The 14320-nt window shown below is 66.9% G+C and carries 13 protein-coding genes; 2 read left to right on the top strand and 11 right to left on the bottom strand.

Annotated elements, in window-relative coordinates:
• Positions 1–7: 7 nt before the first annotated feature.
• The 9 genes from ACS5PJ_RS04475 to ACS5PJ_RS04435 form a co-directional block, all read right to left on the bottom strand.
• The gene (locus ACS5PJ_RS04475) at positions 8–913 is read right to left on the bottom strand and encodes an alpha/beta hydrolase (RefSeq protein WP_439433712.1); all 906 of its coding nucleotides are present in this window, start codon (positions 911–913) and stop codon (positions 8–10) included.
• Positions 910–1659 carry a TetR/AcrR family transcriptional regulator gene (locus tag ACS5PJ_RS04470; protein WP_439433711.1) on the bottom strand — a complete coding sequence of 250 codons (750 nt, stop codon included), beginning with the start codon at positions 1657–1659 and terminating at the stop codon, positions 910–912. Before ACS5PJ_RS04470 ends, ACS5PJ_RS04475 begins: the two co-directional genes overlap by 4 nt.
• Entirely contained in the window at positions 1656–3260 is a 1605-nt protein-coding gene (locus ACS5PJ_RS04465; protein ID WP_439433710.1) for a class I adenylate-forming enzyme family protein, read from the bottom strand. The genes ACS5PJ_RS04470 and ACS5PJ_RS04465 overlap by 4 nt, the downstream gene beginning before the upstream one ends.
• Positions 3257–4315, bottom strand: a complete 1059-nt coding sequence (locus tag ACS5PJ_RS04460; RefSeq protein WP_439434110.1) for a branched-chain amino acid ABC transporter permease — start codon at positions 4313–4315, stop codon at positions 3257–3259. Before ACS5PJ_RS04460 ends, ACS5PJ_RS04465 begins: the two co-directional genes overlap by 4 nt.
• Positions 4316–4473: 158 nt before the next feature.
• The gene (locus ACS5PJ_RS04455) at positions 4474–5349 is read right to left on the bottom strand and encodes a branched-chain amino acid ABC transporter permease (RefSeq protein WP_131683194.1); all 876 of its coding nucleotides are present in this window, start codon (positions 5347–5349) and stop codon (positions 4474–4476) included.
• Complete coding sequence (locus tag ACS5PJ_RS04450) at positions 5346–6107, bottom strand: ABC transporter ATP-binding protein (RefSeq protein ID WP_439433709.1); 762 nt, start codon at positions 6105–6107, stop codon at positions 5346–5348. Before ACS5PJ_RS04450 ends, ACS5PJ_RS04455 begins: the two co-directional genes overlap by 4 nt.
• Positions 6104–6868, bottom strand: coding sequence for an ABC transporter ATP-binding protein (locus ACS5PJ_RS04445; protein WP_439433708.1), 765 nt, complete (start codon positions 6866–6868; stop codon positions 6104–6106). Before ACS5PJ_RS04445 ends, ACS5PJ_RS04450 begins: the two co-directional genes overlap by 4 nt.
• A 13-nt stretch (positions 6869–6881) precedes the next feature.
• Entirely contained in the window at positions 6882–8087 is a 1206-nt protein-coding gene (locus tag ACS5PJ_RS04440) for a substrate-binding domain-containing protein (protein WP_439433707.1), read from the bottom strand.
• Positions 8088–8353: 266 nt separating this feature from the next.
• Positions 8354–9562, bottom strand: a complete 1209-nt coding sequence (locus tag ACS5PJ_RS04435; protein WP_439434109.1) for an MFS transporter — start codon at positions 9560–9562, stop codon at positions 8354–8356.
• Positions 9563–10180: 618 nt separating this feature from the next.
• Here ACS5PJ_RS04435 and trmB point away from each other — a divergent pair.
• A complete protein-coding gene (gene trmB / locus ACS5PJ_RS04430; RefSeq protein ID WP_439433706.1) occupies positions 10181–11104 on the top strand; it encodes a tRNA (guanosine(46)-N7)-methyltransferase TrmB in 924 nt (307 codons plus the stop codon).
• Positions 11105–11163: 59 nt separating this feature from the next.
• On the opposite strand, the gene ACS5PJ_RS04425 is transcribed toward trmB, so the two are convergent.
• A complete protein-coding gene (locus ACS5PJ_RS04425; RefSeq protein ID WP_439433705.1) occupies positions 11164–11610 on the bottom strand; it encodes a hypothetical protein in 447 nt (148 codons plus the stop codon).
• A 72-nt stretch (positions 11611–11682) separates the two neighbouring features.
• The gene (locus tag ACS5PJ_RS04420; RefSeq protein ID WP_439433704.1) at positions 11683–13263 is read right to left on the bottom strand and encodes a fimbrial protein; all 1581 of its coding nucleotides are present in this window, start codon (positions 13261–13263) and stop codon (positions 11683–11685) included.
• Between the two features lie 195 nt (positions 13264–13458).
• Between ACS5PJ_RS04420 and ACS5PJ_RS04415 the strand changes: the two genes are divergently transcribed.
• Positions 13459–14310: a DUF1206 domain-containing protein gene (locus tag ACS5PJ_RS04415; protein WP_439434108.1), complete on the top strand. Its 852-nt coding sequence runs from the start codon at positions 13459–13461 to the stop codon at positions 14308–14310.
• Positions 14311–14320: the final 10 nt, after the last annotated feature.

The raw sequence follows: 14320 nt of genomic DNA, 5'->3' as shown, positions 1-14320 counted from the left end.
ATGCCCGCTACCGGATTGCCAGCGCTTCCTGCACGCTTTCGGCAACAGCGCCGGCGCCGGCCTCGCCCATGACGATCGTGTAGTGGTTGACGTCCGGCACCTCACGGACCCGGAGTGAGGGCAGCTTCAGCGCCCACGCCTCCAGGTAGCCGGGGGCGTAGAGGGCGGCAGGTTCGTTCAGCAGGCCTCGCGGAGCACGGAGCACCTGGGCATCAACCGCCAGTTCATCCAGTGCTTTGAGCAGCGACGCGCCCCGGTGCAGCTCGGCGGTGTCCTCCGCCATCGCCTGGTACTTCGTGGCCGGCCGCAGCTCGGGCTCCTGGCCGGTCAGGTCATAATCCACGTATGCCTCCACGAACGGGGTCCAGTCGCTGCTGAACGCCGGGTGCTGGCGCCAGAACTGCCGGTACACCTCGCGGCTGGGGAACGTTGAGTTCAGGCGTTCGGCGGCTGGCCCCAGCACCGCGGCCACCACGTCCTCGTCCGAAATTCCGGCCGGAACCTGCAGCGGCAGGCCGCCGTCCACCAGGACCAGGGAACGTACACGCTCCGGGAAAAGATTCGCCAGGACCAGGGCTGCGAAGGCCCCCATGGAATGGCCGACGACGACCACCGGCTCCGTGGTGAAAGCTGCCAGGACGGCTGCCAGATCCTGGGCATGGGTGGGCATGCCGTACGGGGCGGGGAGTCCGTTGCTGCGGCCGCGCCCGCGCAGGTCCGGGGCGATGATCCGCACGTCAGGCAAAGCCTCGGCCAGATGCTGCCAGGCCTTGTGGGAGGCCGTCACCCCATGGACGGCGAGGATGGTGGGCGCGTCCGGATCCTCGGGACCCCAGAGGGCGGTGTGCAGGGTGCCGCCGCGGACCTCCACCTCGGCCGTGCGGTACGTGGCGTTGCTGGCTTCTCGCGTCATGCGGTGTCCCCTTCATCGGGCCGGGAAGAGCTGGGGGTGGGGCTTGGGGCGGGACTGCCGGTGTTGCCCGGGGCAGGCCCGACGGCGGCGCTCGGGCCGGGTGCGGGGCTTGGGCCGGATGCCGCGCTTGGGCCGGGTGCCAGGGCGCGCTCGATGAACTGCATCATTTCCTCGAAGACGTCCTCCGGCACATCGGGGCGCGCTCCCGGGATGGGGTCGGCGCCTTCCTCGTCCCAGAGCACCCAGCGCATGCCGATCAGCTCGCCGATTCCCATCAGCGCCCACGCGGCCACAGTGGGGTCCATTTCCCGGACTTCCCCGCTGAGCTGCGCGGCTTTGAGCCCTTCGATATAGCCGTTGACGATCCGGGTGTAGTGCAGCCGGAGCGCCCCGGGCGAGACGAACTCGGCCTGCCGGATGATCCGGTAGAGCGCCGGGTGCTGGGCCGTGAACCGGAAGAACGCCCGGAAACCCGCCCGTTCAGCCTCGAGCCTGGTCCCGGCGCTGCGGGCGGCGTCGGCCATCGCATGCCGGACCCGCCGGTTCAGGTCCTCCACCACCTCGTCAAAAATGGTCTGTTTGCCGTCGAAATAGAGGTAGAAGGTGCCAAGCCCGACGCCCGCCTCCTCAGTGATCTTCACGATGGAGGCTTCGTGGTAGCCCACGGAGGCGAAGACGGTCTCTGCGGCCTCGAGCAGTTTGGCCCGGGTGCGCGTGCCCCTGGCGGTGCGGGGAACGGCACTCATCTGCGGCCGCCTTCAGTGTGCTGCGGCGCCTGTCCCCGCACACCGGGATGGCTTCCCGCGAGTTCCTGCCGCAGCCTGGCGCGGAGCACCTTGTTCAGTGCCGTGCGGGGCAGTGAACCCACCATCGCCACCGTGGCGGGGACCTTGAACGAGGACAGCTGGGACGCGCAGTGCAGCAGCAGTTCCTGTTCATCCGTTGCCATGCCGGGCCGGACCACCACAAAGGCGTGCCCGCTTTCGCCCCAGCGTTCATCCTCCACTCCCACCACCGCGGCCTGCGCCACGGCAGGATGGGACAGCAGAACTTCCTCCACTTCGGCCGGTGACACATTTTCGCCGCCGGAGATGTAAATGTCCTTGAGCCGGTCCACCACACGGATGTACCCGTCGGCATCACGTTCCACCAGGTCCCCGGTGCGCAGCCAGCCGTCAGCGAGGACTGCAGCCGTGGCGGCAGGGTCGCGGAAGTACCCCGCGAAAACCCCCGGGCCGCCCACCAAAAGCTCGCCCGTGGCCTCGCCGTCGTACACTTCCCCGGTGACCGGGTCCGCCACCGCAACCGCAACGTGCGGGTAGGGCTTGCCGGAGAAGCCCACCATGCGTTCGGCGTCCTCATTGGCAAGGCACAGGACGTTGGGTGAGGCCTCGGTCAGCCCGTAACCCTGACTCAGGGCTACTCCGCGGCGGTGCCAGATCCGCAGCAGCGGCGCAGGCATGGGCGCCCCGCCCACCACGGCATGCCGCAGGCTTCCCAGTTCGGCCTGGCCGAAGTCCGGGTGCTCGGCCAGCATCAGGTAATGGGTGGGGACGCCCATCAGCATGGTCACGCGCCGTTCGGAGATCAGCTGCAGCACCCGGCCCGGTTCGAACCCACGCTCCAGGACCACCGTGGCGCCCGTCCACCACGCCAGCAGCGGCTGGATGTTCCAACCGCCCACATGGAACTGGGGAAGGACGGCCAGCACCACGTCGGTGCTGACGATGTCCAGGGTCCGCGAGAGCGAGAGGTTGGTCCAGAAACAGTTTGCATGCGTCAGTACGGCGGCTTTGCTGGCCCCCTCCGTGCCGGAAGTGAAAATCATCAGGAGGGCGTCGTCGTCGCGCACTTCCGTCGTTGGCGTTGCTGCGGGGAACGACGCCCCCGTGCGAAGCACCCGGGAAGGTGCCGGCACGGACTTTTCTACGCCGCCGGGGCCGAGCGCCGCGGTCCGCGGCGGCCGGGGCAGGAGCGAGCAGGTCGCGGCTGCCAAGGCGTCCAGGTCGCCTTCCACCAGCAGGAGCTGGGCGTCCGCCAGCCCCAACTGCGCGGACAGCTCACGCGGAGACAGGCGCCAGGACAGCGGCACCAGGACGAGCCCGGCCTTGGCGCAGGCGAAAAACACCACCACATGGTCGGAACTGTTGCCGGTCAGGGTGGCTATCCGGTCGCCGGTGACGTACCCCGCGGCCTGCAGGCCCGCGGCCAGGCCGGCCGCCCGCCGTTCCAGCTCGCCGTAAGTGAGCGTGCAGCCGCGGTCGTCGATGGCGATCCTGTGGGGGGTGGCGAGGCTGCGGTCAGTGGTCCAGCGGCCCAGGGTGTGCAGTCCGTCAGCGGTGGTCATGCCGCCTCCTCCAGGATCTCGCGGGACTTCTCGGTGCGCCGGCTGCGGCGCTGGGCGAGCCGCTGGGCGGTGCCCGTCAGGCCGCCCGGCAGGAAGAGCACCACCAGGATGAACAGTGTGCCCAGGATGAAAAGCGGCTCCGACAACGGTACGCGCAGGATGTCCGGCAGCGCATCAATGGCATCGGAATTGGCCAGCGTGGTCAGCCGCTGATCCAGGATGGTGTAGAAAACCCCGCCGATGACGGCACCCCAGCGGGAGCCCACACCGCCCAGGACCACCATGACCAGGAGGGTGATGGTGAGATCCGCGGACACCGCCCGCGGCACGGCCCCGCTCTGCAGCAGCAGGAACACCATGCCGATGATGCTGACCAGGACAGCCGAGACCACGAAGATCAGCAGCTTGATGAAGTAGGGCTGCAGGCCAAGCACGCGGACCCGGAGTTCGTTCTCCCGGACGGCGGCAGCCACGTGCCCGGCGCGCGAGGACTGCACCCAGGTGACCACGATGAACACTGCAACCAGCACGGCCAGGGCCAGCCAGTAGAGGTTGCGGGTGTTGACCACGCCCACCAGGAAGTCCGGCAGGTTGTCAGTGCGCAGCGTCAGGCCTTCGTCGCCGCCGGTGGTGCCTTCCGGGTTGCGGCCCACGATCACCGATCCGGCCTGGGCGAAGGCCAGCGTGACCATGGCGAACGGGATGCCGCTGACGCGCAGGCTGATGCTGCCCACCACGTGTGCCAGCACAATCACCACCAGCAGGGTCAGCCCCATCGCCGGAAGCAGCGGCATGTCCAGGTTCTGCAGGATGATGGCCAGGCCGTAGACCCCCGCGCCGAAGTAGAGGGCGTGGCCGAAGGAGAGCAGGCCGGCCACCCCAAGCAGCAGATGGTAGGTCAAAGCTGCAGCGGCCATCAGCATGCACATCGCCAGCAGCTGCAGGGACCCGGGTGTGTACGTGGGTCCGGGCAGCACGCCGGGCAGGGACAGGTTCAGCAGCGGCAGCAGGACCAGCAGCACCACCCCCGCGAGACCGGCTGCGGCGCCAACCATCCGGCGGCGGGTCAGGCGGGGACGGGCGGGGCCAACCACGGCAGTGGAGCCGTGGCGGGTTCCGGGCGGGGCCGCCGTCGTCCTCTCATCTTCCGGGGTTCCAGTGGCGCCGGTTGCGCGCGCAGCGCCGGTTGCGTCAGTGGCGTCGGTATCGGTGGTCATGAGGTTCTCCCGAGCAGGCCGGACGGACGGAACAGCAGCACCAGCGCCAGGGCCAGCACCACAACGAAGTCGCCGGTGCCGCCGAGGTAGAAGTTGGCGAACTGCTGCAGGACAGCGACCCCGACGGCGGCAATCGCCGCGCCGGTCAGGGAACCGAGCCCGCCGATCACCGTGACGATGAAGGCGAAGATCAGCAGCGATCCGCCGAGCATGGGCGAGACGTAGCCGAAGTAATGCGAGGCAAGGACTCCGCCCAGCCCCGCCGCGGCGCCGCCGATGGTGAAGACGAGGGTGAAGGCTTTGCGGACGTCGATGCCCAGGGCGGTGACCATGGAGCGGTTTTCGACGCCGGCCCGGATGATCATGCCGTACCGGGTGTTTTTGAGGAAGAACACCATGGCAAGCAGCACCAGGACCGCGGCGATGATGCAGACAAACCTGTCGTTGGGGACACGGGCGCCGAGGATTTCGGTGGTGTCCTTGAACCATGCCGGGCCCTGGATGAAGACCGGATCGGTCCCCCAGATGCCGTCGAACAGGGCCACGGCGGCGAGCGAGAGGCCCACCGTGATGAGGACCTGCTCAATGTGCCGCTGGTAGAGCCGGCGGATCAGGACAAACTCGGTAAAGACAGCGAACAGCGCCCCGGCCGCGGCCCCCACCAGCAGCGAGAGCAGGAAGGTCCACCAGCTGTCCGAGCCGGTCCGGCGGGCGATTTCCCAGCCCGTGAATGCTCCAAGGGTGAGGAACGCGCCATGGGCGAAGTTAAGGACGCCCATCAGCCCGTAGATCAGGGACAGGCCGGCGGCGACCAGGAAGTACAGGGCGCCGAGGCCCAGGCCGGTGAAAAGCAGGAGGACGACTGTACTCACAGGGCCGCGCCTTTCCCGTGCGGGGCAGCCTCGTGGGAGGTGACCTCCGTGGAGACACCCAGGAGCCGTTGCGTCAGCCCGGCGTCGTCAAGGAACCCCAGGGCGCTGCCGGTGTGGACCACCCGGCCGCCGGACAGGACAACCGCGCCTTCCGCGAGTTGGCGGACCACGTGCAGGTTCTGCTCCACCAGGAGGATGGGAACGGTCCTGGCAGCTTCGGCGAGTGTTTCGGCCACCTCGGCGACGATCTTCGGGGCCAGGCCCTTGGTGGGTTCGTCCACGAGGAGGATCTTGTTGGTGTTCAGCAGGGCGCGGGCCAGCGACACCATCTGCTGCTGGCCACCAGAGAGAGTGCCCGCCATCTGGCCTGCGCGGGCCAGCAGGTCGGGGAAAAGCTCCTCGACCAGCTGCCTGCGCGGTGCGGCGTCACGTTCGGCCAGGCGGAGGTTTTCCGCGACCGTGAGTTTGGAGAACACTTCGCGGTCCTCCGGCACGTAGCCCACGCCGCTGCGGATGATCTTGTAGGTGGGCTCCTTTTCGACCCGGACGCCGTCGAGTTCAACGGTTCCGGTGCGGTCGATCAGGCCGATGATGGCCTTGATGGTGCTGGTCTTGCCAACGCCGTTGCGGCCCAGCAGGGCGGTGATTCCGGTTGCCGGAACCGTGAAGGACACGTCCTCCACCACCTGCTGGCCGGCGATGTGGGCGTTGAGACCCTCAACCCTGAGGATCGGGCGGGCGTGGGCTGCGGCGCTCATACGGGTTCTCCAAGGTAGGCGCTTTGTACGGTGGGATCGGCCATCACGGCCTCCGGGCTGTCCAGCGCGAGCAGGCTGCCGTGGTGCATGACCGCCACCCGGTCCACCAGCCCCAGGACCACGTCCATGTGGTGCTCCACCATCATCACGGTGCAGCCGCGGTCGCGGTGCATCCCGCGGATGATCGCGGTCAGGGACGGGACGTCCCCGGACGCGACGCCGGCCATCGGCTCATCAAGGAGGACGACGGCGGGATCCGTCGCCAGGAGGACGGCGATTTCCACCTTCCGCTTCTCGCCGTGCGAAAGGTCCCCCGCCGCCGTCGTCAGCTGGCCGGAAAGCCCCACTTCCTTGATGGTGCCCAGGGCAATCCGGGTGGCCTCGTCGGAGGCTGAGGGGAAGCGCAGGATGCTGAAGCTGCCGCCGATTTTCGCCTGCGCGGCGAGCCGGACGTTCTCCAGCACGCTAAGCCGGGGAAACAGGTTGGAGGTCTGGAAGGTCCGCCCCAGTCCTGCCTTAGCCCTACGGTGGACCGGCGTGGCAGTGATCTCGCTGCCGTTCAGGGTGATGCTGCCTTCGGTGGGCCGCATCACGCCCGAGATCAGGTTGAACAGGGTGGTCTTGCCGGCGCCGTTGGGGCCGATGACGCCGATCATTTCGCCGGCGGCCACGGCGAAGCTCACATCCTGGAGGATGCGGGCTCCGCCGATCTGCAGACCGAGGCCGTCCACCGCGAGGGCAGGCAGGGCTGGAGCAACCATTCGCTTGCCTCTTCTACTTCTTTTCGGGCGGTGCGACCTGATCGCCGGCAACCACCTTGACGAGTTCCGGGCTCCAGGCTGCGCCCTTCTGGACGAGCTTGACCTGGTACATGTCCTGGATCAGGGCGTGATCGGAGGCCCGGACCGTTTCCTTGCCCTTGGGGCCGTCGAAGCTGAAGCCTTCGAGTGCCTTGACCATGGCGTCGGCGTCGGAGCCGCCTTCCTTGATGGCCTGGACAATCATCTGGCCGGCAACGAAGCCGTCCGGGGTGAAGAGGTCAGCCTTCGCGCCCGCCTTTTCGACGGCGGCGATCATCTTCTTCTCCATTTCGGTGCCGGAAGCGCCAGGGAAGTAGTGGTTCAGAAAGCTGATCTTGCCGGTGGCCTCTCCGTACGCACCGAACGTGGCGGCGTCGCCGAGCCCGGTGACCACCGGAGCGGCGTCGAACGCGCCCTGCTGGCTGAGGGTCTGCCACATGGTGCCTGAAGTGGCTCCGGCCCACGCCACGAACGTCATGTCCGGCTTGGCATCGATGAGCTGGCGGGCAAAGGGAGTGAGTTCCTGTCCGTCCGGGACGAGCACAGCCTCAACCGTGGCGCCCTTGGCACCGAGGACGGCCTTGACGGCGGCAACGTTGCCTTGGCCGAAGGCGTTGTCCTGCGCGAACACCACCACCTTCTTACCCTTGGTGTCGATGAACGAGCCGGCGGTTGCCACGTCCTGCAGGCTCTGGCGGCCGGAGCGGAAGGTGTATTTGTTGATGCCCTGGATGGCGTCAGTGGCGGCTGGGCCGGAAATGTACAGGACCTTGTTCTGTGCTGCCTGTTCTGCCAGCTTCAGGGCGATGCCGGAGACCACCGTGCCGCCGATGATTTTGTAGCCCTTGCCGATCAGGTCCTTTGCTGCCGTGACGGCCTTGTCCGGATCGCCGCCGTCGTCAACGTACGTCAGGTTGATCTTGGCGCCGTTGACGGCACCGGTACCGTCCGTGGCGTGGTCGATGCCTGCCTGCAGGCCTTCGTAGTAGGTGGCGCCGTAGGCGGCGAGCGGCCCGGTCTTGGAGTAGATGATGCCCACGTCCACCGGTTCCGCGGCGGTGGCGGCACCGGCACCTCCGGAGCCGGCCGGAGTGGCTGAACCGGTGGTGGGCGCACAGGCGCTGAGCGCCAGCCCCGTGGCCATAACGGCGGCCAGCAGGAACCTCTTTGTATCCTTCACGGGATGCCTTTCGTTGAAATCCGCGGAAACTGAGCAGTGGATCTGAAGTGAGCTTCTTGAGTGAACCTGAAAGACGATTCAGGTTACGGCAAATCTATGGCGCAGCTCACACTCTGTCAACGGATTCCGGGCGCGCGAGTGCAACGTTCCGGCAACGGTTCGTGGTCCAGCAGCAAGCAACGCGGGGTCACTCCACGCCCAATAAAGGGCCTTTATCGGGCTAAAAGTGACCCCGCGTTGGTGGTGGGGGGCGGGGTTGGGCGGCCTTAACCGCCGATGTATCTCCTGCGGCCCGCGCGGTAGCCAAAGACCGCGGCCAGCGCTCCGATGCAGAGGAACAGCACACCTGCGGCGGCGAAGGAGCCGGTGGCCTGGTGCAGCAGCCCCACCAGCAGTGTCCCCGTGGAACCCACCCCGTAGCCCACGCCCTGCATCATGCCGGACAGGTGCGAGGCTGTATGCCCGTCGCGGGTCCGCAGCATGATCATGGTCAGCGCCACCGCCGTGAGGCTTCCCTGCCCCAGGCCCAGCAGCCCGGTCCAGACCCAGATGAAGTCGAGCGGGCCGAAAATGCTGAGCGCGAATCCGCCGCCCGTCATCAGCGCCACCACAGTGTTGATGGCGCGCTGGTCCCAGAACCTCGCCGCGAGCGCCGGCGCAAACAGTGAGCCCAGCATCTGGAGCGCGATGGAAACGGAAACCATCACGCCCGCCGTCGCGCCGTCCACGCCGCGCTCCCGCAGGATCGGCGCCAGCCACGCAAACACGCTGAACGACATCATGGCCTGCAGCAGCATAAAGATGGTCACCTGCCAGGCAACGGCGGAGCGCCAGACGCTGACGCCGTCTTTACCGGTCCTCCGCCGCGCACGGTGCTGCGCCAGCGCCACCGGGAGGAACAGCAAAAGGACGACGACGGCGGGCAGCGCCCAGAACCACAGAGCCGCCGTCCATTCCCCCGTTGCCGCGAACACGGGGTAGGTGAACCCGGCCCCCAGCGCCGCGGAGGCGCAGATCGCCGTGGTGTACAGGCCGCCCATCAGTCCGAGCCGGTGCGGGAAGTCACGTTTCACCAGCCCCGGAAGCAGCACGTTGCACAGGGCCACCGCCGCGCCGCAGGCAGCCGTGCCCACCAGCAACGCCGGCAGATGCCCCGCACCTGGCACCAGCCAGCCTAGGTCTGAGGGCCGCAGCAGCAGGCCGGCGGTTAGCAGTGTCATGGCCGCCAGCAGGACGCGCTCGGGGCCGAAGCGGTTGGCGAGCCCCGGTGCCAGCGGCGCAAACACCCCCAGCAGAGTCACAGGAACGGTGGTGAGCGCCAGCACGGCCCAGCCGGGGAGGCCCGCGCCGGCGGTGATCTCGGGAAGGACTGCGGCGAAACTTGAAAAGACCGTCCGGAGGTTCAGTCCGATCAGCACCAGACAGAGGCCAAGGTAGGCCAGCGCCCGCCGGCTGCTCGACGGTTGGGGCGGCACAGTTGTTTCTGCCGCCGCAGTTCCGCCGCTGACGGCGTCCTTCTGCAGTTCAGGGGCGTCATTCTTAGGGCGGGTCACGGACCCATTCTGTCAGTCAGTCGCGTGGCGTCCGCAGATGTCTTCGGCAGGTCTTGCAACGGGGCCGCCAGACGTCATTTCAAGGGCAGCCTCACTCTGGTTATCCACATACGCGCGGAAGGCACACGGCAGTGCGGAAGGCACAGCCAGCCTTACGCTGAGCGTTCTCGCACCCGCGAGCATGTACTGGGACCGCGCCGCTCAGTCTCATCGCGGCGCTTTTCACCAGGCCGGATGAGGGTCCCGGAGATCGGGACTGGGTGGCGCCGCTGGTGCTTTGGAGCTGCCCGGTGCTGTTTGGCCTTTCTGCAATAACTCTCGGCGTGGTGGCCCTCCGGGTCTGCCCGCCCCGCTCAAAGGGCTCGCGGAGAGGCGTGGCCGGGTTATCGCTGGCCGGTGCCGAGGCCGCCGTGGCACTGGGTCTGGTGCTGCTCCACGGAAATCCCATGATTCTTTTCTAGCCTTTGTAAGGGGCTGGCCTGCAGAGGGCTGCCGTCTTCGAAAGACGCCTCCGGCGCGGCCGCGGGTATTCTGGAAGGGATGAGTGAATCCCCAGAATCCCCCCAGCCTCCGCATGTCCCGCGCCCGGTGACGCCCGGAACCCAGGCGTCGTTCGGCACCTATGGCGGCAGGCCCGTGAGCTTTGTGCGCCGCGGTACCCGTCTGCAGGGACGGCGGCAAACAGCCTGGGAAGAACACTCAGAGCGGTGGGCCCTCAATGTGCCCCGGCACGTTGCCAACACGTCGGTCCACCCGGACTACACATTCGACGCCGAGGCAGAGTTCGGACGCAAGGCGCCGCTGATCGTCGAGATCGGGTCGGGGCTGGGCGACGCGATCTGCCACGCCGCCGAACAGAATCCGGACACGGACTTCCTGGCCGTGGAGGTCTACACCCCGGGCCTGGCGCACACCATCATCAAGATCAACAGCCGGGGACTGGACAACGTCAGGGTTGTGGAGGCCAACGCCCCTGAAGTCCTCGCCACCATGCTCCCTGCCGGATCTGTCAGCGAACTGTGGGTGTTTTTTCCTGACCCCTGGCATAAGTCACGGCACCACAAACGCCGGCTCATCCAGCCGGAGTTCGCCCAACTCGCTGCGCGGGCACTCAAGCCAGGCGGGCTCTGGCGGATCGCCACTGACTGGTCCAACTATGCCGTCCACGTCCGCGACGTCCTGGCGGATTCGCCGGACTTCGAAAACCTCCACACCGGCGAGCGCCATGGCCCGGAAAGCCCCCTCACGCAGGTGTGGCAATCCGGCGTCGAATCCCTGGTGGGCGGTGCACCCGTCCGTGAAGGCAGGGCACCGGTCAGTACCGCACACACCGGACCCAACGAGGGTGTGGATGAAACCGGCGGCTGGGCTCCACGCTTCGAGGGCCGGATCCGCACCAGTTTTGAAGCCAAGGCCCACGAGGCGGGCCGGCTGATTTTCGACCTCTGCTACCGCCGGCGCTGACGGGATCCCGCGCGGCCCCGAACCTGGGTCCCCGAAACGGGGCCAGCTTCGGACCGGGGTCAGGCCACGCTGATGGAAGCGACAATCTCCTTGAGCATCCCTACCCGGGGCTCGATCTCCGGGTTCACGTAGGGCCAGATCACCAGGACGCCGATGAACCGGTTGTTCTCCCAGACGCCCACGGTGGCTGCAATCCGCGCATCGCCGGCATGGTCGGTGTAGCCCACCAGGACGGCGTAGGAGGCTTTGCCGGGAAGGTTGAGTTCGCCTTCGGTAAGTATGGTCCCGCCGCGTTCTTCAATGTAGAACTCGGACATGAGGTGCGCCCAGCCGTTGGCCTGGGGCGCATCAGTGACCGAGGTGTCATCCTTGATCACCGTAACCAGTACCCCTCCCAGCAGGGCGTACTGCTCACTGTTCGGCCCGGCCGCGGAGTCCTCCATGGCCTGGGTGTGCTCGGGAAAGTCTGCCGTGTATCCCAACGGGGATTCGATGTGAACTGACATGGTTGCTCCTTAGCGGTAAGTCTTGAGGGGTCTGGCTGACGTTGGTGCGGGAAGTGGTTCCAGCATGGGACCTCAGAGCCTCTCGAGCTTGGTGTCGTTGGCGACCTTCACGTAGGTTGACACGTTGGTGGTTGCCTGATTCTCAGTCTTGAACTCCACCTCGCCAACCCCGCCCTTGAAGGCTGCCGTGTTGGTCGCTGTCACCACACTGTTGACCTGCACGGTGGCAGAGCCCGCCTCATAAAGCTTGGCGGCGTCAGCAGCGGCCCCGGTGTCATTCCCAAGCGCCACGTTCCGCATGTAGCTGTCGATGACGGCCTTGTTCTCCGCGTTGTACTCTACGTCGATCTTCACACTGCCCTGGGTGCCGACCGTGACCTCGGACTCCAGCTTGTGCGGCGTGACGTCGGGGCCTACGTTCACGCCCTGGGCGACGGTGCCGTCCATGGACAGCGAGACCTTCTCGATGTTGCTGTCCTTGTCCAGGCTCACTTCCAGGCCGCCCTTGCCGGAGGCCTCAAAGATCTTGCCGTCAAGGTCCAGTTTGCCCTGGGCGGACACTTCGGCGCTGGCGGTGGCGCTGCCGTTCGACAGGTTCCGCTCATAGGCCAGGTCCAGCTGCGCGGAGCCGGATACCGGCTCCGATTCGCCCTCCGCCTTGAGGGTAAGCGTTCCCTTGGCCTTGTCCACCTGCTCGGTGGAACCGTTGTCCTTCGCTGCATCGTTGATGGTGTCCAGGATGTAACCGGGCGGGTTGCCCACAACGTCCCTGATCTCGCTGGCGTCGTCCGGCGGAAGGTCCTTGTACATCTGTTCGCGTGCCGCCATGGCCTCTTCAATGCTGCCAAACTTGTACTCGCGGGAAGCTTCACCGGTCAGCGTGGCCCCCACGGTGCCGGAGGTGTCGTTCACGCCGATCCCCAGGTTTCCGTGAACCTTCATGGTGGCGGACCCGTCAGCATTCTCCGTCACCGTCGCGCCAACCTCCGCGCCGCCGTGCAGCCAGGCAACACGGACGTCAAGGGAGGCCTTGCTGGCCTCCGTGTAGACGGGAATGTCTTCCGACATGACGTCCTGGAGCCGCTGTTTGGCCAGCTCCTGGGCGGCCAGCGGGATGCCGCCGTCCATGTCCATGAGGTCATCAGCGAACGGACCGTCTTCGCCCTCGCCTTCGATCAGGTACTGGCGGTCCTCCTCAGACAGGCCGGCCCACCACTTCTCCTGTTCCTCCGGGCTGGCCTTGACCATGTCATTGAGGCCCCGTTCCAGCTCCTCGCGGTGGGCCTGCGCCGCGGCCGCCTTCTGGGCCATGTCTTCAAGCCATGAAACACCTTTGCTGCCGAGATCCAGGAACTTGCCCAGGACACTGCCGGACCCGCCGCTGCCGGACTTGTCCGAGGCCTTTTCCTGCTCGTCGGCGTGCTGGAGCAGCAGCTTGGAGTTGTGGCGGAGACTGGACACCACGCGCTCCAGGCTGGGGCGGTGGCTTCCGGTCCAGTCCTGGCGGAACCGTGCGCCGTCGGCCCCTTTCCAGGGCGCGGACTGGATCTGGCCCTGCAGGGAGCTGGCCCTGCTGCTAAGCAGCGAGGCGGCCGCGTCCACGGCCTTGGCCAACTCACGCAACTGGCTGGTGTCCGCGCCGTAAAAAGTCATGGTGTCTCCCCCGGGGAATCTTAGGTGTTCAAGGTCTATCGCTGCACACATCGTCGCATGGCGGCGGGCGCCCCGCGATGGGGATCAGTCCCCATGCCCCGGACACACTGTTCGAGACAGGCTCCACTCTGTTCGAGACACGCTCCACGTGGGACGATGAATTCTCGCGCAGACACCCAAGCGGCGCGATAAGTACTGGCCCAAAGGAAACCCGCCATCAAAAGAGAACTAAAACAGGCCGCGGACGCGGCGGAGGACATCACCAACTCACGCGCCCTGGAGTTGCTGGCGAGGGCGGGATTCGCGGCCAGCGGCATTCTTCACCTTCTGGTGGGAACCATCGCCATCCGCCTGGCCATGGGCGGTGCGGGAAGCGCTGACTTCAGCGGGGCCGTGGCCGAACTTGCCAACCAGCCGGCCGGGCCTTTCCTCCTGTGGGCAAGTTTCGCGGCGTGTGCGGCTCTGGCGCTCTGGCAGACCAGCGATGCGATCTTCGATTACAACCGGCTGCCTGCCAAGAAGAAAGCAGGCAAGAAAGCCAAAGCAGCAGCGCAGGCCCTCGTTTTCGCAGGACTGGCCCTGACCCTGGCCAGCTTCGCCATGGGAACGGGATCCAGCGGCGACAACCGGCGATCCGCGAGCGACCTCACCCTCACCGTGATGAAGGCCCCCGGCGGCGTGGCGCTGCTGGTCCTGGTGGGGGTGGGCATCGCCGTCACCGGAGTCGTCTATGCCATCAGGGGCTTCAGGAAATCCTTCGAAAAGAATATTGTGATGCCCTCCTCACCCCAGGCACGTAAAGCCGTCACAGTCCTGGGTATTGCAGGCTATGTGGCCAAGGGCGCAGTCCTGCTGCTGACCGGCCTGCTGATCGCCATCGCCACGCTTCGGCACCACCCCGATGAATCAACAGGCCTGGACGGCGGACTGAGGGCCCTCCGCGACCAGCCGTTCGGCGTCTATCTGCTGGCCGCTGTGGGGGCTGGCCTGATCTGCTATGGGCTGTTCATGGTGGTCCGCGCGCGCTTGGGCAAGATGAATCAGTAAAAGCACCAGG

It is taken from the genome of Pseudarthrobacter cremeus (assembly GCF_051857465.1).
GTDB lineage: Bacteria > Actinomycetota > Actinomycetes > Actinomycetales > Micrococcaceae > Arthrobacter.
Note: the sequence above shows the minus strand (reverse complement) of the source record. Positions and strands in the feature narration are given on the sequence as shown.